15 protein-coding genes are annotated in these 17,531 nt (G+C 71.4%); 12 read left to right on the top strand and 3 right to left on the bottom strand.

The features are described from left to right. The first annotated feature begins 2 nt into the window (after positions 1–2). The 4 genes from AB0M46_RS30905 to AB0M46_RS30890 are packed head-to-tail and all read left to right on the top strand — an operon-like array spanning position 3 to position 4,079. Positions 3–1,163, top strand: coding sequence for an ABC transporter ATP-binding protein (locus AB0M46_RS30905; protein ID WP_363341688.1), 1,161 nt, complete (start codon positions 3–5; stop codon positions 1,161–1,163). Further along, positions 1,160–2,065, top strand: a complete 906-nt coding sequence (locus AB0M46_RS30900; protein WP_363341685.1) for an ABC transporter permease — start codon at positions 1,160–1,162, stop codon at positions 2,063–2,065. The genes AB0M46_RS30905 and AB0M46_RS30900 overlap by 4 nt, the downstream gene beginning before the upstream one ends. Next, complete coding sequence (locus AB0M46_RS30895; protein WP_363341683.1) at positions 2,065–2,868, top strand: ABC transporter permease; 804 nt, start codon at positions 2,065–2,067, stop codon at positions 2,866–2,868. Before AB0M46_RS30900 ends, AB0M46_RS30895 begins: the two co-directional genes overlap by 1 nt. A 5-nt stretch (positions 2,869–2,873) precedes the next feature. Beyond that, a complete protein-coding gene (locus tag AB0M46_RS30890; protein WP_363341681.1) occupies positions 2,874–4,079 on the top strand; it encodes a saccharopine dehydrogenase C-terminal domain-containing protein in 1,206 nt (401 codons plus the stop codon). Positions 4,080–4,350: 271 nt separating this feature from the next. Here the strand turns inward: AB0M46_RS30890 and gabT are convergent, their stop codons facing one another. Beyond that, positions 4,351–5,673, bottom strand: coding sequence for a 4-aminobutyrate--2-oxoglutarate transaminase (gene gabT / locus AB0M46_RS30885; protein ID WP_363341679.1), 1,323 nt, complete (start codon positions 5,671–5,673; stop codon positions 4,351–4,353). Next, the gene (locus tag AB0M46_RS30880; protein WP_363341677.1) at positions 5,673–7,109 is read right to left on the bottom strand and encodes a gamma-aminobutyraldehyde dehydrogenase; all 1,437 of its coding nucleotides are present in this window, start codon (positions 7,107–7,109) and stop codon (positions 5,673–5,675) included. Before AB0M46_RS30880 ends, gabT begins: the two co-directional genes overlap by 1 nt. An 89-nt stretch (positions 7,110–7,198) precedes the next feature. Between AB0M46_RS30880 and AB0M46_RS30875 the strand changes: the two genes are divergently transcribed. Next, positions 7,199–8,623 (top strand): aldehyde dehydrogenase family protein, encoded by a 1,425-nt coding sequence (locus tag AB0M46_RS30875; RefSeq protein WP_363341675.1) that lies wholly within the window; start codon positions 7,199–7,201, stop codon positions 8,621–8,623. Here the strand turns inward: AB0M46_RS30875 and AB0M46_RS30870 are convergent, their stop codons facing one another. Next, positions 8,624–9,604, bottom strand: coding sequence for a cation diffusion facilitator family transporter (locus tag AB0M46_RS30870; RefSeq protein ID WP_363341673.1), 981 nt, complete (start codon positions 9,602–9,604; stop codon positions 8,624–8,626). A gap of 124 nt (positions 9,605–9,728) precedes the next feature. Here AB0M46_RS30870 and AB0M46_RS30865 point away from each other — a divergent pair, with 124 nt between their 5' ends. The 7 genes from AB0M46_RS30865 to efeU all read left to right on the top strand — a co-directional run bounded on the left by AB0M46_RS30865 (position 9,729) and on the right by efeU (position 17,510). Then, a complete protein-coding gene (locus tag AB0M46_RS30865) occupies positions 9,729–11,102 on the top strand; it encodes a phosphomannomutase/phosphoglucomutase (RefSeq protein ID WP_363341728.1) in 1,374 nt (457 codons plus the stop codon). A gap of 30 nt (positions 11,103–11,132) precedes the next feature. Then, positions 11,133–11,342, top strand: coding sequence for a Trm112 family protein (locus AB0M46_RS30860; protein WP_363341671.1), 210 nt, complete (start codon positions 11,133–11,135; stop codon positions 11,340–11,342). Continuing rightward, positions 11,339–12,547 (top strand): SIS domain-containing protein, encoded by a 1,209-nt coding sequence (locus tag AB0M46_RS30855; RefSeq protein ID WP_363341670.1) that lies wholly within the window; start codon positions 11,339–11,341, stop codon positions 12,545–12,547. The genes AB0M46_RS30860 and AB0M46_RS30855 overlap by 4 nt, the downstream gene beginning before the upstream one ends. Further along, positions 12,544–13,500, top strand: coding sequence for a cation diffusion facilitator family transporter (locus AB0M46_RS30850; RefSeq protein ID WP_363341668.1), 957 nt, complete (start codon positions 12,544–12,546; stop codon positions 13,498–13,500). Before AB0M46_RS30855 ends, AB0M46_RS30850 begins: the two co-directional genes overlap by 4 nt. Positions 13,501–13,567: 67 nt before the next feature. Continuing rightward, positions 13,568–14,710, top strand: coding sequence for a mannose-6-phosphate isomerase, class I (gene manA / locus AB0M46_RS30845; RefSeq protein ID WP_363341666.1), 1,143 nt, complete (start codon positions 13,568–13,570; stop codon positions 14,708–14,710). A 277-nt stretch (positions 14,711–14,987) separates the two neighbouring features. Continuing rightward, positions 14,988–16,475, top strand: a complete 1,488-nt coding sequence (ahcY, locus tag AB0M46_RS30840) for an adenosylhomocysteinase (protein WP_363341664.1) — start codon at positions 14,988–14,990, stop codon at positions 16,473–16,475. A gap of 174 nt (positions 16,476–16,649) precedes the next feature. Further along, entirely contained in the window at positions 16,650–17,510 is an 861-nt protein-coding gene (gene efeU / locus AB0M46_RS30835; RefSeq protein WP_363341662.1) for an iron uptake transporter permease EfeU, read from the top strand. Positions 17,511–17,531: the final 21 nt, after the last annotated feature.

Here is a 17,531-nt window from a genome sequence, read left to right as displayed (position 1 = left end):
ACATGACCGGGCAGCACGACGGAGCCGGCCACGAGGGAGTCAGCGGCGCCGACCTGGAGCTGGTCGGCGTGACGAAGCGGTTCGGGGCCTTCACCGCGGTCGACGACCTGACCCTCACCGTGCCGCGGGGGTCGTTCTTCGCCCTGCTCGGCGCGTCCGGGTGCGGCAAGACGACCACCCTGCGGATGATCGCCGGCCTCGAGGAGCCGACGGCCGGCCGGGTGCTGCTCGGCGATCGGGACGTGACCAACCTGCGCCCGTACAAGCGGCCGGTGAACACGGTGTTCCAGAGCTACGCGCTCTTCCCGCACCTGTCCATCTCCGACAACGTCGCGTTCGGCCTGCGCCGGCGGGGCGTGAAGCAGTACGCCGACCAGGTGGAGCAGATGCTCCACCTGGTCGAGATGGACGGCTTCGGCAAGCGCAAGCCGTCCCAGCTCTCCGGCGGCCAGCAGCAGCGGGTCGCGCTGGCCCGCGCGCTGATCAACCGGCCCCGGGTGCTGCTGCTCGACGAGCCGCTCGGCGCGCTCGACCTCAAGCTGCGCCGGCAGATGCAGGTCGAGCTCAAGCGCATCCAGACCGAGGTCGGCATCACCTTCGTGCACGTCACGCACGACCAGGAGGAGGCCATGACCATGGCCGACACGGTCGCGGTGATGAACGCCGGGCGCATCGAGCAGCTCGGCGCGCCGGTGGAGATGTACGACTTCCCCGGCACCGCCTTCGTGGCCAACTTCCTCGGCCAGTCCAACCTGCTCGCCGCCGACGTGCGCGGGCGCAGCGGCGACGACCTCCTCGTCGAGGCCTACGGCACGCGCTACACCGTGCCCGCCGCCCGAGCCCGCGCCGCCGAGGGCACCGTCTGGCTGGGCGTGCGGCCGGAGAAGCTGCACCTCGCCACCGGGGAGGTGCCCTCGGGCCACCAGAGCGTCACCGGACTCGTGACCGACTCCTCCTACATGGGGGTCAGCACGCAGTACCTGGTCCGCGCGCCCTGGGGCGAGGAGCTGACCGTGTTCGTGCCCAACTCCGGGGTGGCCGCGCCGCTCTCGGTGGCCGCCGAGGTCACCGTCTACTGGCGCCCCGAGCACGCCTTCCTGCTGCCCCGGCCCGCGGGGGAGACCCACGCCCCGGTCGCCGAGCCGGAGGAAGTGGCGGCATGAGCGCGCTGGGGCATGTGGGGGCGGCGGGGGCGCAGGGCCCGGTCAAGCTCGAGAAGCCGAAGAAGAAGTGGCTGCCGTACCTCCTGCTGCTCCCCGGCGGCCTCTGGCTGATCCTGTTCTTCGCCGTGCCGTGCGTGCAGCTGCTCGCCACGAGCCTCTACGACCCGTCGGGGTCGCTGGAGGACGGCTACGCGATGACCTGGCAGTTCAGCAACTACAGCGACGCCATGTCGGCCTACCTGCCCCAGTTCGGCCGCTCCATCGGCTACGCCGCCCTGACCACCGCCTTCTCGCTGCTGCTGGGCTACCCGCTGGCCTACGCCATCGCGCAGAAGGCCGGTCGCTGGAAGAACGTCCTGCTCATCTGCGTCATCGCGCCGTTCTTCACCAGCTTCCTGATCCGCACCCTGGCCTGGAAGGTCATCCTGTCCGACAACGGCACGGTCGTGTCGGTGCTCAACGCGCTGCACGTCCCGCTGCCCGACGGCCGCCTGCTGGCCACCACCCCCGCGGTGATCGCCGGCCTGGTGTACAACTTCCTGCCCTTCATGGTCCTGCCGCTCTACGCCAGCCTGGAGAAGCTCGACCCCCGGCTGATCGAGGCGGCCGGCGACCTCTACGCGCGGCCGGTCGCGCGGTTCACCCGCGTGGTGCTGCCGCTGTCGATGCCGGGCGTGGTGGCCGGCACGCTGCTCACGTTCATCCCGGCGGCGGGCGACTACATCAACGCCGAGCTGCTGGGCACGAGCCGGCAGTACATGATCGGCAACGTCATCCAGTCGAAGTTCCTCAAGGTCGGCGACTACCCCGCCGCGGCCGCGCTGTCGTTCACCCTGATGGCGGCGATCCTCGTGCTGGTCTTCATCTACGTCAAGCGGGCCGGAACGGACGAGGTGCTCTGATGGTTCACCGCCTGCGCCGGTTCGCCGCCGATCACTGGGTCCTCGCGATCGGGCTCATCGTCCTGCTGTACCTCTTCGTGCCGATCGGCGTCGTCGCCGCGATGTCCTTCCGCGAGGCCGGCCACAACGCCCCCTACACGCTGAACAACTACAAGTTCACCCTGGACAACTGGAAGCACCCGTTCGGCGTCGCCGGCATCCAGGACGCGTTCCTCCTCAGCATCACCATCGCGCTGGTCGCCACCGTGGTCGCCACGATCCTCGGCACGCTCATGTCCTTCGCCCTGGCCCGGCAGTCCTTCCGCGGACGGGGCGCCACCAACACGCTCATCTTCCTGCCGATGGCCACGCCCGAGATCGTCATGGGCTCCTCCCTGCTGGCGCTGTTCGTCGCCTCCGGGGTGCCGCTGGGCTTCTGGACCGTCGTCATCGCGCACGTCATGTTCTGCCTGTCGTTCGTGGTGGTGACGGTGAAGGCGCGCCTGGCCGGGCTGGACCCGCGGCTGCAGGAGGCGGCCATGGACCTCTACGCCGACGAGCGGCAGACCTTCATGCGGGTGACCCTCCCGCTGGTGATGCCGGGCATCGTGGCCGCCGCCCTGCTGTCGTTCTCGCTCTCCTTCGACGACTTCATCGTGACGAACTTCAATTCCGGTACCGTGGTCACGTTCCCCATGTTCGTCTGGGGCGCGTCGCAGCGCGGGATCCCGGCTCAAATCAACGTCATCGGCACGGCGATGTTCGCCATCTCGTTCCTGATCGTCCTCATCGGACAGTTGCCGCGCCTGCGCCGGAAGGCCTGATTCCCATGCGTTTGCTCATTGTCGGCGCCGGTGGCGTCGGCACCGCCGCCGTACGCATCGCCGTACGCCGCTCGTTCTTCGACCATTGCGTCGTGGCCGATCATGATCCGGACCGCGCCGAGGCCGCAGTGTCCTCAGTGGACGATCCCCGGTTCGCGGCGGCCGCCCTCGACGCGTCCGACGCGGGCGCGGTCGAGACGCTGTGCCGCGAGCTGCGGATCACGCACGTGCTCAACGCCGTCGACCCGCGCTTCGTCATGCCGGTCTTCAACGGCACCTTCGCGGCCGGCGCGCACTACCTCGACATGGCGATGTCGCTGTCCAAGCCGCACCCCGAGCGGCCCTACGAGAAGACCGGCGTGAAGCTCGGCGACGAGCAGTTCGAAGCCGAGGACCGCTGGCGGGCGGCCGGCCGCCTGGCCCTGTGCGGCATAGGGGTGGAGCCCGGCCTGTCCGACGTCTTCGCCCGCTACGCCGCCGACGCCCTGTTCGCCGAGGTGCACGACGTCGGCGTCCGCGACGGCTCCGACCTGGTGGTGGAGGGCTACGAGTTCGCGCCGTCCTTCTCCATCTGGACCACCATCGAGGAGTGCCTCAACCCGCCGGTCGTCTACGAGAAGAACCGGGGTTGGTACGTCACCCAGCCGTTCTCCGAGCCCGAGACCTTCGACTTCCCGGCCGGCATCGGCCCGGTCGAGTGCGTCAACGTGGAGCACGAGGAGGTCCTGCTCATCCCGCGCTGGATCGACGCGCGGCGGGTCACCTTCAAGTACGGCCTGGGCAACGAGTTCATCGAGGTCCTCAAGACCATCCACAAGCTGGGCCTGGACTCCACCAGGAAGTTCCGCGTCGGCGGCGTCGACGTCTCTCCGCGCGACGTGGTGGCCGCCGTCCTGCCCGACCCGGCCACGCTCGGCGACCGGATGCACGGGCGCACCTGCGCCGGCACGTTCGTCACCGGCCTGGGCCGCGACGGCCGTCCCCGGGCCACGTACCTCTACCACGTGGTCGACAACGCCTGGACCATGCGCGAGTACGGCAGCCAGGCCGTTGTCTGGCAGACCGCCGTCAACCCCGTGGTGGCGCTGGAGCTGCTGGCCGCCGGCACCTGGTCGGGCGCCGGCGTGCTCGGCCCGGAGGCCCTGCCGCCCCGCCCGTTCCTCGATCTGCTCACCGCGTACGGCTCGCCCTGGGGCATGCAGGAGCTATGACCAGGTACGGCCCGATGTTCGGCCCCGACGCCACCTCGCGGCCGAGCTCCTGGGCGCGCCCGCGGCGGCCGCCGCCCTGCTTGACCTGGTGCGGGCCCGCGTCGCCGTCACCTTCCTCGGCGTGCCACCCTGCGCGTCGCTGACCGACGACCCGCGTGCCGGGGCGCGCCATGTCCGGCAGGGCGCGCCGAGTACACCCGCCGCATCGGCTCGGTCGTCGACAGGACGCGTGCCGGGGCGCGCCGGGTCCGGCAGGGCGCGCCCCGGGTGCTCAGAGCGCGGACTCCAGCAGCGTCAGGGCGCGCTGCAGGGTCGGGTCGTCCATGACGAGCGGGGGCAGGAAGCGGATCACGTTGCCGTAGGTCCCGCAGGTGAGTAGCAGCAGCCCCGCCTCGTGGGCCCGCCGCTGGATCTCCGCCGTCCTGGCCGGGTCCGGGGTCGCGCCCAGCGGGGCGCCCCGGCCGTAGCCGCGCTCCGCCGTCACGGTTCCCGGCGAGGCCGACTCCGGCACCACGATCTCGATGGCCAGCATCGCGCCGCGGCCCCGCACGTCGCCGATGAACGGGTGCGACTGCTGCAGCTCGCGCAGCCGCGGCACCATCACCGACTCGATCCGCCGGGCCGCGGCGCTCAGGTCCAGCTCGCGCATCGTGTCGATGGTGGCCAGGGCGGCGGCGCAGGCGATCGGGTTGCCGCCGTACGTGCCGCCCAGCCCGCTCGGGTGCACCGCGTCCATGACGTCGGCCCGGCCGGTCACCCCGGCCAGGGGCAGGCCGCCAGCGATGCCCTTCGCCGTGGTGATGATGTCGGGCTCGACCGACTCGTGCGGCGAGGCGAACCAGTCGCCGGTGCGGCAGAAGCCGGTCTGGATCTCGTCGGCGACGAACAGGGCGCCGTTCGCCTTCGACCAGGTGGCCAGGGACGAGAGGAAGCCGGGGGCCGGGACGACGAAGCCGCCCTCGCCCTGGATCGGCTCGATCAGCACCGCGGCCACCTGGTCGGCGCCGACCTGCTTCTCGATCGTGCTGATGGCCAGCGCCGCGGCGTCCGGTCCGCCCAGGCCGTCGCGGAACGGGTAGGACATCGGCACCCGGTAGATCTCGCCGGCGAAGGGGCCGAAGCCCTGCTTGTACGGCATGTTCTTCGCCGTCAGCGCCATCGTGAGATTGGTGCGGCCGTGGTAGGCGTGGTCGAACACGACGACGGCCCGGCGGCCGGTGGCGTGCCGGGCGATCTTCACCGCGTTCTCGACCGCCTCGGCGCCGGAGTTGAACAGGGCCGAGCGCTTCTCGAAGGCGCCCGGGGTGAGCGCGTTGAGCTGCTCGCAGACCGCGACGTAGGACTCGTACGGCGCGATCATGAAGCAGGTGTGGGTGAACCGCTCGACCTGTCGCTGGACCGCCGCCACGACCTTGGGGCTCGCGTTGCCCACGCTCGTGACCGCGATCCCGGCGGCCATGTCGACCCACTCCCGGCCGTCCACGTCGGTCAGCGTGCCGCCGGCGGCGTGGTCGACGTACGACTGGATCATGCTCGACACGCCCCGCGCGACGGCGGCGGTCCGCCGCTTGCGGAGATCCTCGCTGTGCGACATCAGAGCTCGATGTTGTGCATGACGTGCTTGATCCGGGTGTAGTCCTCGAGGCCGTACATCGAGAGGTCCTTGCCGTATCCGGACTGCTTAAACCCGCCGTGCGGCATCTCGGCGACGATCGGGATGTGCGCGTTGACCCACACGCAGCCGAAGTCCAGCCGGCGGGTCATCCGCATCGCGCGGCCGTGGTCGCGGGTCCAGACCGAGGAGGACAGGCCGTACTCCACGCCGTTGGCCCAGCGCACCGCCTCGTCCTCGTCGGTGAAGCGCTGCACGGTGATGACCGGCCCGAAGACCTCGTCCTGGATGATCTCGTCGTCCTGGCGCAGGCCGGAGACCACGGTCGGGGCGTAGAAGAAGCCGCGCTCGCCGACCCGGGCGCCGCCGGTGTCGAGCTTCGCGTGGTCGGGCAGCCGGTCGATGAAGCCGGCGACCCGGGACAGCTGGTTGGCGTTGTTGAGCGGGCCGTAGAGGATGTCCTCGTCGTCCGGGGCGCCGGTCTTCGTCGCCGCGGCCTGCTCGGACAGCGCGGCCACGAAGTCGTCGTAGATGCCGGGGCCGGCGAGCACCCGGGTGGCCGCGGTGCAGTCCTGGCCGGCGTTGAAGTACCCGGCCACGGCGATCGCCTCGGCCGCGGCGGCCAGGTCGGCGTCGTCGAACACCACGACCGGCGCCTTGCCGCCGAGCTCCAGGTGGGTGCGCTTGAGCGACGGCGCGGCCGCACCGGCCACCTCGCGGCCGGCCCGCACCGAGCCGGTGATGGACACGAACTGCGGCGTCGGGTGGGCGACCAGCGCGCGGCCGGTCTCCCGGTCGCCGGTGACCACGTTGAGCACGCCCGGCGGGAGGAACTCGGCGGCCAGCTCGGCGAGCAGCAGCGTGGACAGCGGCGTGGTGTCGGACGGCTTGAGCACCACGGTGTTGCCCGCGGCCAGGGCCGGGCCGATCTTCCAGATGGCCATCATGAGCGGGTAGTTCCAGGGCGTGACCTGCGCGCAGACGCCGATCGGCTCGCGCCGCACGTAGCTGGTGTGCCCCTTCATGTACTCGCCGGCGGACCTGCCCTCCAGCACCCGGGCGGCGCCGGCGAAGAACCGGATCTGGTCCACCGACGGCGGCAGCTCCTCGCTCGCCGTGAGCGCGCGCGGCTTGCCCGTGTTGCGCACCTCGGCGTCGATGATGTCCGCGGCCCGGTCTTCCATCGCGTCGGCCAGCTTGAGCAGCGCCTTCTGCCGCTCCGCGGGCGTGGCGTCGCGCCAGGTCTCGAACGCCTTGGCCGCGGCCCGCACGGCCCGGTCAACGTCCTGCGCGCCCGACACCGGCGCCGCGGCGAACACCTCACCGGTCGAGGGGTCGACGAGGTCGGAGTAACGGCCGTCGGTGGGGTCGGTGTAGGCGCCGTCGATGAAGTTCTGCAGCTGTTTGGTCATGTCCACTCCCTTGGGGCCGGCAGGGACATTTTTCCATCGAATCCGTGGCGCACAAGCCCTCGAGCAACTGTTTCCGTGGGGGTTAGTGTGGAATCGTGACCCCGTTCTACATCGCCGGGCGCCCGGCCTCCAGCGACGACGCCGTCGAGATCCGCCACCCCTACGATGGGCGTCCGGTCGGTGCGACGTCCAATGCCACTCCGGAGCAGGTAGAGGAGGCGGTCGCGGCGGCCGCCGCCGTCGCCGCCGAGGCCGCGGCGCTGCCGGCGAGCACCCGGGCCGCCGCCCTCGACCACGTCAGCGCCCGGCTCAAGGAGCGGGCCGACGAGGTGGCCCGGCTCATCACCGCGGAGAACGGCAAGCCGCTGAAGTGGGCCCGCGGCGAGGTCTCCAGGGCGGTGTCCACCTTCCGCTGGGCCGCCGAGGAGGCCCGCCGCTTCTCCGGCACCGTGCAGCGCCTGGACACCGACCCGGCCGCGACCGGCCGCATCGGGCTGATCAAGCGGGTGCCGCGGGGGCCGGTGCTGGGCATCGCGCCGTTCAACTTCCCGCTCAACCTGGTCGCGCACAAGGTCGCCCCGGCCATCGCGGTCGGCGCCCCGATCGTGCTCAAGCCGGCCCCGGCCACCCCGCTCAGCGCTTTGCTGCTGGGCGAGATCCTCGCCGAGACCGAGCTGCCGGCCGGGATGTGGTCGATCGTGCCCATCCCGAACGACCGCGCGCCCGCCCTGGTCGCCGACCCGCGGCTGCCGGTGGTGTCGTTCACCGGCTCGGGCCCGGTCGGCTGGCAGATCCGCGACGCCGTGCCGCGCAAGCACGTCACCCTGGAGCTCGGCGGCAACGCCGCCGTGGTGGTCTGCGAGGACTGGGACGACCTGGACTGGGCCGCGTCGCGCATCGCCACGTTCGCCAACTACCAGGCCGGGCAGAGCTGCATCGCGGTCCAGCGGGTGTACGTCCACGAGCGCCACTACGACGCCCTGGCCGACCGGCTCGTGGCCGCCGTGGAGACCCAGCGCACCGGCGACCCCGGCGACGAGGCCACCGACGTCGGCCCGCTCATCAGCGAGGACGCCGCCAAGCGGGTCGAGGCATGGGTGGGCGAGGCGGTGGCGGCCGGGGCCAAGCTGCTCACCGGGGGCGCGCGCGACGGCGCCTCCTACGCCCCGACCGTCCTCGCCGGCGCGCCGGAGGAGTCGAAGGTCGTCGCCGAGGAGGTCTTCGGGCCGGTGCTCGTGCTGGCCCGGGTCGCCAGCGACGAGGACGGGTTCGCCGCCGTCAACGCGTCGCAGTACGGGCTGCAGGCCGGCGTCTTCACCCGCCGCCTCGACCGGGCCTTCGAGGCGCACCGCGTCCTCGATGTGGGCGGCGTGATCGTGGGCGACGTGCCGAGCTTCCGGGCCGACCAGATGCCCTACGGCGGCGGGAAGGCCAGCGGCGTGGGCCGCGAAGGGCTGGCCAGCGCCATGGCCGACTACACCGAGGAGCGGGTCATGGTGCTGACCGGGCTCCAGCTGTAGTCACTCCCACGCTGGGCGCGGCTCCCTCGACGAGGAGCCCGGCGGCTGCTCGGCCGAGTCGAAGAGGCCCTGGTCGAAGACGTCGGGCTCCAAGAAGATGAAGCACTCGTACGTCACCGCCTCCCGCACCTGCGCCTCGGCCCGGTTGATGGCGGCCGCCACGTGGGCCATCGTCTCGTTGCCCCGCACCGCCACCTTGGCCGCGATCAGCAGCTGGTCGGGGCCGAGGTGCATGGTGCGCAGGTGGATCATCCGCTCGATCAGCGGCTCCCGCTCGATGGCCGCCTCGATCAGCATCAGCGTGCCGTTGTCGGCCGACTCGCCGATCAGCAGGCTGCGCATCCGCTGCGACAGCGTGATCGAGATGACCACCAGCAGCGCCCCGATCGCGAGCGTGCCGGCGGCGTCCCATCGCCCGTCGCCGGTGATGACGGCGAGGGTGATCCCGATCAGGGCGAAGCTCAGGCCGGTCAACGCGCCGAAGTCCTCGGCCAGCACGACCGGCAGCTCGGGGGAGCGGGTGGTGCGGATGAAGCGCAGCCAGGGCGCGCCGCGGCGGGAGGGCTCGGCCTCGTGCACGGCGGTGCGCAGCGAGAACGACTCCAGCGCGACCGAGACGCCGAGCACCGCGAAGGCCCAGGCCGGGGACTCGACCGGGCTCGGGTCGCGCAGCTTCTCGTAGCCCTCGTAGAGCGCGAACACGCCGCCGACCAGGAAGATCACGAGGGTGACGAGGAAGCCGTAGAAGTACCGGAAGCGGGCGTAGCCGAACGGGTGCAGCTGGCTGGCCCGTTGCCGGGCCTGGCGCCCGCCGACGAGCAGCAGCACCTGGTTGGCGGTGTCGGCCACGGAGTGCACGGCCTCCGCGAGCAGCGCCGACGAGCCGGTGAACACGAACGCCACGAACTTGCTGAGCGCGATGCCGAGGTTGGCAGCCAGAGCCGCGACGATCGCCCGCAGGGAGTTACCTTCCTCGGCCATGCCTCATCCTGTACCACACGCTTGACGCGAACTCACATCGGCAACTGCGGACTGACACGTGCACGGAACGCGACCACACTAGGCTTCCGTCGTAGGAACAGCGACCACGACAGGGGTGCGAACTGTGATCGACCTGAGCCGGATCGTCAAGGCGTACGACGTGCGGGGCACCGTGCCCGACCAGCTCGACGAGCCGGTAGCCGAAGCGCTCGGGCGGGCCTTCGTGCAGACGCTGCGCGCCCGCGGCGAGTTCGCCGACAAGATCGTGATCGCGCACGACATGCGGGCCTCCGGGCCGGCGCTGGCGAGCGCCTTCGCCGCCGGTGCGCGCGCCGAGGGGGCCGACATCATCGACGCCGGCCTCGGCTCGACCGACCTGCTCTACTACGCCTCGGGCGCGCTCGACCTGCCCGGGGCGATGTTCACGGCGAGTCACAATCCGGCGCAGTACAACGGGATCAAGCTCTGCAAGCAGGGCGCCAAGCCGGTCGGGCAGGACACCGGGCTGACCGAGATCCGCGAGCGCGCCCAGCGGATGCTCGACGCCGGGGCGCCGCGGGTGAGCGAGGCCGAGCTCAAGGGCGGGCTGGAGCGGTACAGCCTCCTGGAGCGCTACGCGACCCACCTGCTGAAGCTGGTCGACCTCTCCGCCATCCGGCCGCTGACCGTGGTCGTCGACGCCGGCAACGGCATGGGCGGCTACACCGTGCCGGCCGTGCTCGGCTCCGGGCTGCCGCTGACGATCATCCCGATGTACTTCGAGCTCGACGGCACCTTCCCTAACCACGAGGCCAACCCGCTGGAGCCGAAGAACCTCGTCGACCTGCAGGCCCGCGTCCGCGAGACTGGCGCCGACCTCGGGCTGGCCTTCGACGGCGACGCCGACCGCTGCTTCGTCGTCGACGAGCGCGGCGAGGCCGTCTCCCCGTCGGTGATCACCGCCATGGTCGCGGTCCGGGAGCTGGCCAAGGAGCCCGGCGCCACGATCATCCACAACCTCATCACCTCCCGGGTGGTGCCCGAGATCGTCGAGGAGCACGGCGGGGTGCCGGTGCGCACCCGGGTCGGGCACTCGTTCATCAAGGCCGAGATGGCCCGCACCGGCGCGGTCTTCGGCGGCGAGCACTCGGCGCACTACTACTTCCGCGACTTCTGGGGCGCCGACACCGGCATGCTGGCCGCCCTGCACACGCTGGCCCTGCTCGGCGGGCAGGCCGCGCCGCTGTCGACGCTGGCCAAGGACTACGAGCGGTACGCCGCCTCCGGTGAGATCAACTCGACGGTGGCCGATCAAGCGGCGAAGATGGCAGAGATCGAGCAGGCATTCGACGCCGAGGTCGACCGGCTGGACGGCATCACGCTGAGCTTCCACGACGGCAGCTGGGCCAACGTCCGCCCGTCCAACACCGAGCCGCTGCTGCGGCTTAACGTTGAGGCGCCGACCGCGGAGCGGATGGCCGCCCTGCGCGATGAGATGCTGGCCGTGATCCGCCGCTGACGGTCGGCCGCTGAGAAGGAGTTGGAACGCGTGTCCGTGGACCCCGCCCTGCTTTCGATCCTGCGCTGCCCCGACGAGCACCACGCCGAGCTCACCCTCGACGAGCAGGAGCAGACGCTCACCTGCACCGAATGCCGGCGCATCTTCGAGATCCGCGACGGCATCCCGGTGCTGCTGCTCGACGAGGCGCGTCAGCCTGTTCCGGGTAAGGACGCCACGGACGAGGAGGGGGCCGAGTGAACCCGCTTGAGGGCACCGCGGGCGTCCGCGGGCACCGCGAGGTCGACCACGCGCTGCTGGACAACGCCGAGGCGCTGGAGAAGAACGACCCGGGCGGCATGCTGCGGGCCACCGCGTCCGCCGGCGCCCAGGTGCGGGAGTCGGCGGCGCTGGCCGCCGAGACCGACCTGAGCTCGCTGGGCGACGAGGGGCGGCCCCGGGCCGTCGTCATCGCCGGCGTCGGCACCGCCGCGCGCACCGGCGACATCCTGGAGACCGTGGCCGGGCCGCGCTGCCCGGTGCCGGTCCTGGCCCACCGCAGCGCCGGCATCCCCGGCTGGGTCGGCGCGGCCGACGTGGTCATCGCCGTCTCCGCGTCCGGCCGCTCCCCGGAGGCGCTGGCCGCCGCCGAGGCCGCCGGCCGCCGCGGGGCCCGGCTGGTCGCTATCGGCGCGCCCGACACCCAGTTGCACGCGCTGGCCGACCGCTTCCGCGCGCCGTTCATCCCCGTGCCGCGCCGCGCGCCGGCCCGGGCCAGCCTGTGGGGCCTGGCCGTGCCGGTCCTGCTGGCCGGCCGCCAGCTCGGCCTGGTCAAGGTCAACGAGGCCGACTTCGCCGAGACCGCCTCCCGGCTCGACGCCGACGCCGAGCGGTGCCGCACCGCGCTCGAGTCGTTCGTCAACCCAGGCAAGAGCCTCGCCCTCGACCTCGCCCACTCGGTGCCGATCGTCTGGGGCTCCTCGCCGCTGGCCACCGTCGCCGCCCGGCGTTTCGGCGACACGCTGTCGGCCAACGCCCGCTACCCCGCAGTGGTCGGCGCGCTCGGCGAGGCCGGCCGCGGCCGGGTCGGCCTGCTCGACGGGGTGTACGGCGGCCTGGCCGAGGCCGACCGCGACATCTTCGCCGACCCGGGGGAGATCGACAGCCCGGCGACCCGGCTGCGCCTGGTGCTGCTGCGCGACGGCGGTCTCGCCTCCGACGAGGAGGAGACCGACGGCGAGCCGATCGCGGTGGAGGAGCGCCGCGCCGAGGCCGTGCAGGAGCTGGCCGAGCGGCGGGGCGTGAGAGTGAGCCTGATCACCGCCGAGGGTGGATCTCCTCTGGAACGATTGGCCTCGCTCGTCGCCGTGCCGGACTTCGCCTCGATCTACCTTGGTCTCGCCCACGGCTTCGACCCGATGGCCGTTCCGGCCGTGAGCGAGATGAAGGAGCTGGCTAACCCGTGAGCACCGAAGGTGGCACCAAGGCGATCTTGGCGGCCCTTGCCGCCAACCTCGGCATCGCCGTCACCAAGTTCGTCGCGTTCATCCTGACCGGCTCGTCGTCGATGCTCGCCGAGGCGATCCACTCGGTCGCCGACTCCGGCAACCAGGGCCTGCTGCTGCTCGGCGGCCGGCAGGCGGAGAAGCGGCCCACCGACCGGCACCCCTTCGGCTACGGGCGCGAGCGCTACATCTACGCGTTCATCGTCGCCGTCGTGCTGTTCTTCGTCGGCGGCGTCTTCGCCATCTACGAGGCCTGGCACAAGATCGCGCACCCGGAGCCGATCACGTCGTGGCAGTGGGTGCCGGTGGTGGTGCTGGTGGCCGCGATCGTGATGGAGGGGCTTTCCTTCCGTACCGCGATCAGCGAGACCCGCAAGATCAAGGGCAAGGCGACGTGGGTCCAGTTCATCCGCCGGGCCAAGGAGCCGGAGCTGCCGGTCATCCTGCTCGAGGACGCCGCCGCCCTGGTCGGCCTCGTGTTCGCGCTCTTCGGCGTCGGCCTGACCCTGATCACCGGCAACGGCATCTGGGACGGCATCGGCACGGCCGCGATCGGCGCCCTGCTGATCAGTGTGGCCGGCATCCTGGCCGTGGAGATGAAGAGCCTGCTCGTCGGCGAGTCCGCCCGCCCGGAGCAGGTCGATGCCATCGAGCAGGCCATCGTCGCCGGCCCCGAGGTCGAGCGCGTGATCCACATGCGCACCGTGCACCTCGGCCCCGACGAGCTGCTGGTCGCGGCCAAGATCGCGGTACGGCACAATGAGACCGCCGACGAGATCGCCCGCGGCATCGACGCCGCCGAGGCCCGCATCCGGGCCGCGGTGCCCATCGCCCGGGTGATCTATCTGGAACCCGACATCTATCGCGCGAACAGGGCCGCGGCCGATTCGGCCTTGACCACCGAGGCGCATTGATTTCCGGGGCCGGCCTTCGGGCCGGCCCTCTTACTTCTTGATCGTTTCGACCCGGAGGCGCACCACCGTGGAAATGCTGGAGAGCCCGATTCGCAACTACGCCTGGGGGTCGCACACCGCGATCGCCACGCTGCAGGGCCGCCCCGCACCGACTCCGGACCCCGAGGCCGAGCTGTGGATGGGCGCCCACCCGACCGGCCCGTCCCGCCTGGGGGTGAGCGGCGCGTCCCTGGCCGACGCGATCGCCGCCGACCCCGTGACCCTGCTCGGCGCCGCAAACGTGGAGCGCTTCGGCACCCGCCTGCCGTTCCTGCTGAAGGTCCTGGCCGCCGCCCAGCCGCTCTCCCTGCAGGCCCACCCGACGCTGGACCGGGCGAGGGCCGCGCACGCCGCCGGCCACCCGTCGTACGTCGACGCCTGGCACAAGCCGGAGATGCTGGTCGCCCTGACTGACTTCGACGCCCTGTGCGGCTTCCGCGCCCCGTCGGCCGCCGCCGCCGACCTGACCGCCCTCGGCGTCGAGCGCCTCAAGCCCACGATCGACGCCCTGTCCCAGCCGGACGTGGCCACCGCGCTGCACGACGCCGTCCGCGGCCTGCTGTCCACCCCGGACGCCGACCTGGTGGCCGAGGTGGTCGCCGCCGCCCGCCCCCGAGCCGCCGAGCGCGACGCCTACGCCCTGATGGTGACGCTCGCCGAGCAGTACCCGGGCGACACCGGCGTCATCGTCGCCACGCTGCTCAACCGGGTCCGCCTCCGCCCCACCGAGGCGGTCTGGATGCCGGCCGGCAACCTGCACGCCTACCTGCGCGGCGTGGGCGTGGAGATCATGGCCGCCTCGGACAACGTCCTGCGCGGCGGCCTGACCCCGAAGCACGTGGACGTGGAGGAACTCCTGCACGTCCTGCGCTTCGAGGTGCTGGACGACCCGATCACCCGGCCGGCCGCCGCGTCGCCGGGCCTGTTCGCGTATCCGATCCCGATCCCGGACTTCACGCTCCACCACGCGGTGCTGTCGGCGGACACCCAGGCGGTTCGCCTGCCGGGCGGGGGCCCGCGGATCGTGCTGTGCACGCGCGGCTCGGTGCGGGTCGACGACGGCGTGGTGCCCGTGACGCTGACGCAGGGCCAGGCCGCCTTCGCGCCGGCCGTGCGGGGGGAGCTGTCGGTGAGCGGCGACGGCGAGGTTTTCCAGGCCGCCACCCCGTAGGGCCGACAACGGCCCGCGGCGCGCGTATCACCACGACGGTGTCCGGATTCAGTGGATTTGCTTGACATCTAGGTTGCTGAGGGTAGTCTTCTAGCTACGCAGGGTTCGTGACCGAGTCCGAGCCCCATGCGGGGGAACCAAACCGGGGGGAAGCGCGGGGCGGTGAGATCACTCTCACCGCCCCGCGCGCTGTCCGGAACTAGGCGGTCCGACCCGCCGACGAGGCGTTTGAAGCGTCGCGGCGCCGACGCGTACCGTGAAGGGTCGCCGTTCGCCTATGCAGACCCAGGAGACCGCATTGACCAGCACGCTGCCGCCGCGGACCGTCGCCGACGGTGACTTCAAGGTGGCCGATCTGTCCCTCGCCGCGTTCGGGCGCAAGGAGATCCAGCTCGCCGAGCACGAGATGCCGGGCCTGATGGCCATCCGGCGTGAGTTCGCCGCCACGCAGCCGCTGAAGGGCGCGCGGATCACCGGCTCGCTGCACATGACGATCCAGACGGCCGTGCTGATCGAGACGCTCGTCGCGCTCGGGGCGCAGGTGCGGTGGGCCAGCTGCAACATCTTCTCGACCCAGGACCACGCGGCCGCGGCCATCGCGGTCGGGCCCGAGGGGACGCCCGAGAAGCCGGCCGGTGTCCCGGTGTACGCCTGGAAGGGGGAGACCCTCGAGGAGTACTGGTGGTGCACCGAGCAGGTGCTGCTCTGGCCCGACGGGCAGGGCCCCAACATGATCCTCGACGATGGCGGCGACGCCACGCTGCTGGTGCACAAGGGCGCCGAGTTCGAGGGGGCCGGCGCGGTGCCATCGCCCGACACCGCCGACTCCGAGGAGTACGCGGTCATCCTCGCGGTGCTGCAGCGCTCGCTGGGCGAGGACAACCGCCGCTGGACCCGCGTGGCGGCCGGCATCAAGGGCGTCACCGAGGAGACCACCACCGGCGTGCACCGGCTGTACGAGATGCAGCAGGCCGGCACGCTGCTCTTCCCGGCGATCAACGTCAACGACTCGGTGACGAAGTCGAAGTTCGACAACAAGTACGGCTGCCGGCACTCGCTCATCGACGGCATCAACCGGGCCACCGACGTGCTCATCGGCGGCAAGGTGGCGGTCGTGTTCGGCTACGGCGACGTGGGCAAGGGCTGCGCCGAGTCGCTGCGCGGCCAGGGCGCCCGGGTCATCGTGACCGAGGTCGACCCGATCTGCGCGCTGCAGGCGGCGATGGACGGCTACCAGGTCGCCACAATCGACGACGTCGTCGAGACCGCCGACATCTTCGTCACCGCGACCGGCTGCCTCGACGTGATCACCGCCGAGCACATGGCGCGGATGAAGCACCAGGCGATCGTCGGCAACATCGGGCACTTCGACAACGAGATCGACATGGCCGGCCTGGCCCGCCGCTCCGACGTCACCCGGATCAACATCAAGCCGCAGGTCGACGAGTGGAAGTTCGACGACGGCCACTCGATCATCGTGCTGTCCGAGGGGCGCCTGCTGAACCTGGGCAACGCGACCGGTCACCCGTCGTTCGTGATGTCCAACAGCTTCGCCAACCAGTCGATCGCGCAGATCGAGCTGTTCACCAAGACCGAGCAGTACCCGATCGGGGTCTACACGCTGCCCAAGCACCTCGACGAGAAGGTCGCCCGGCTGCACCTGGACGCCCTCGGGGTCAGGCTCACCGAGCTGACCAAGAAGCAGGCCGAGTACCTGGGCGTGCCGGTCGAGGGGCCGTTCAAGGCGGACCACTACCGCTACTGAGCTGTACCGATGCGAGGGGCCCCGCCGGAGTGCACCGGCGGGGCCCCTCGCCGTTCACCCCTCTGACGGGACCATGAGGATTTTCACTCGACTCTGCGGTGCTTGAAGGGTGTAGCGGTGAGGTCTAAGGTAAAGCTGACCTAAGTAAGGTACGGCTAACCTGCGGAGCACGGCATGACCGCTATCTACCTGATCGGCCTTCGCGAAGGACTCGAGATCACGCTCGTGGTCTCGATTCTCGTTGCGTTCCTGGTCAAGAGCGACCGTAGGCACCTGCTGAAGTTCGTGTGGGCCGGGGTCGCGGCCGCCGCGCTGCTGTCGATCGGCGTGGCCGCGGTGCTGCAGGCCGGCACGACGTACCTCTCCGGGCCGCGCCAGGAGCTGCTCGACGCGATCGCCTCGCTGGTCGCCGTCGTGTTCGTCACGTTCATGATCTTCTGGATGCGCCGCATGGCCCGCCAGATGGCCAAGGAGCTGCGCGGCAAGCTCGAGGACGCGATCCAGGTCGGCAGCTTCGCGGTGGCCGCCATGGCCTTCCTGGCCGTTGCCCGCGAGGGCCTGGAGACCTCGATCCTCTTCTTCGCCGCCGCGCAGGGCGCCGACACCATGCAGCCGCTGATCGGCATCACGCTCGGCCTGGCCACCTCGATCGTGCTGGGCTACCTGCTCTACGCCAGCGCCATCCGGATCAACCTGACCAAGTTCTTCACGTGGACCGGTGCGCTGCTCGTGCTCGTCGCCGCCGGCATCTTCAAGTACGGGGTGCACGACCTGCAGGAGGCCAACGTCCTGCCGGGCCTGAACAACCACGCGTTCGACGTGTCCGGTGCGCTGCCGCCCACCTCCTGGTACGCGGAGCTGCTGCGCGGCATGTTCAACTTCACGCCCCAGCCGTCCGTCCTGGAGACCATCGCCTGGGTCGCGTACGGCGTGCCGGTCCTGGTCCTCTTCCTGCTGCCGCTGCTTCGCAAGCCGGGCGCGCCCGCCCCGGTTCCGGCCGCCCAGCCCGCCGGAACCAAGCCGGCCAACGCCTGACGCCGCCTCATTCCTCCCCCA

Source organism: Dactylosporangium sp. NPDC051485 (assembly GCF_040682015.1).
Classification (GTDB): Bacteria; Actinomycetota; Actinomycetes; order Mycobacteriales; family Micromonosporaceae; genus Dactylosporangium.
Note: the sequence above shows the minus strand (reverse complement) of the source record. Positions and strands in the feature narration are given on the sequence as shown.

Coding starts and splice junctions, on each gene's coding strand:
- AB0M46_RS30905 (WP_363341688.1), top strand. CDS start 3: ATGACCGGGCAGCACGACGGAGCCGGCCACGAGGGAGTCAGCGGCGCC.
- AB0M46_RS30900 (WP_363341685.1), top strand. CDS start 1,160: ATGAGCGCGCTGGGGCATGTGGGGGCGGCGGGGGCGCAGGGCCCGGTC.
- AB0M46_RS30895 (WP_363341683.1), top strand. CDS start 2,065: ATGGTTCACCGCCTGCGCCGGTTCGCCGCCGATCACTGGGTCCTCGCG.
- AB0M46_RS30890 (WP_363341681.1), top strand. CDS start 2,874: ATGCGTTTGCTCATTGTCGGCGCCGGTGGCGTCGGCACCGCCGCCGTA.
- gabT (WP_363341679.1), bottom strand. CDS start 5,673: ATGTCGCACAGCGAGGATCTCCGCAAGCGGCGGACCGCCGCCGTCGCG.
- AB0M46_RS30870 (WP_363341673.1), bottom strand. CDS start 9,604: ATGGCCGAGGAAGGTAACTCCCTGCGGGCGATCGTCGCGGCTCTGGCT.
- ahcY (WP_363341664.1), top strand. CDS start 14,988: ATGCAGACCCAGGAGACCGCATTGACCAGCACGCTGCCGCCGCGGACC.
- efeU (WP_363341662.1), top strand. CDS start 16,650: ATGACCGCTATCTACCTGATCGGCCTTCGCGAAGGACTCGAGATCACG.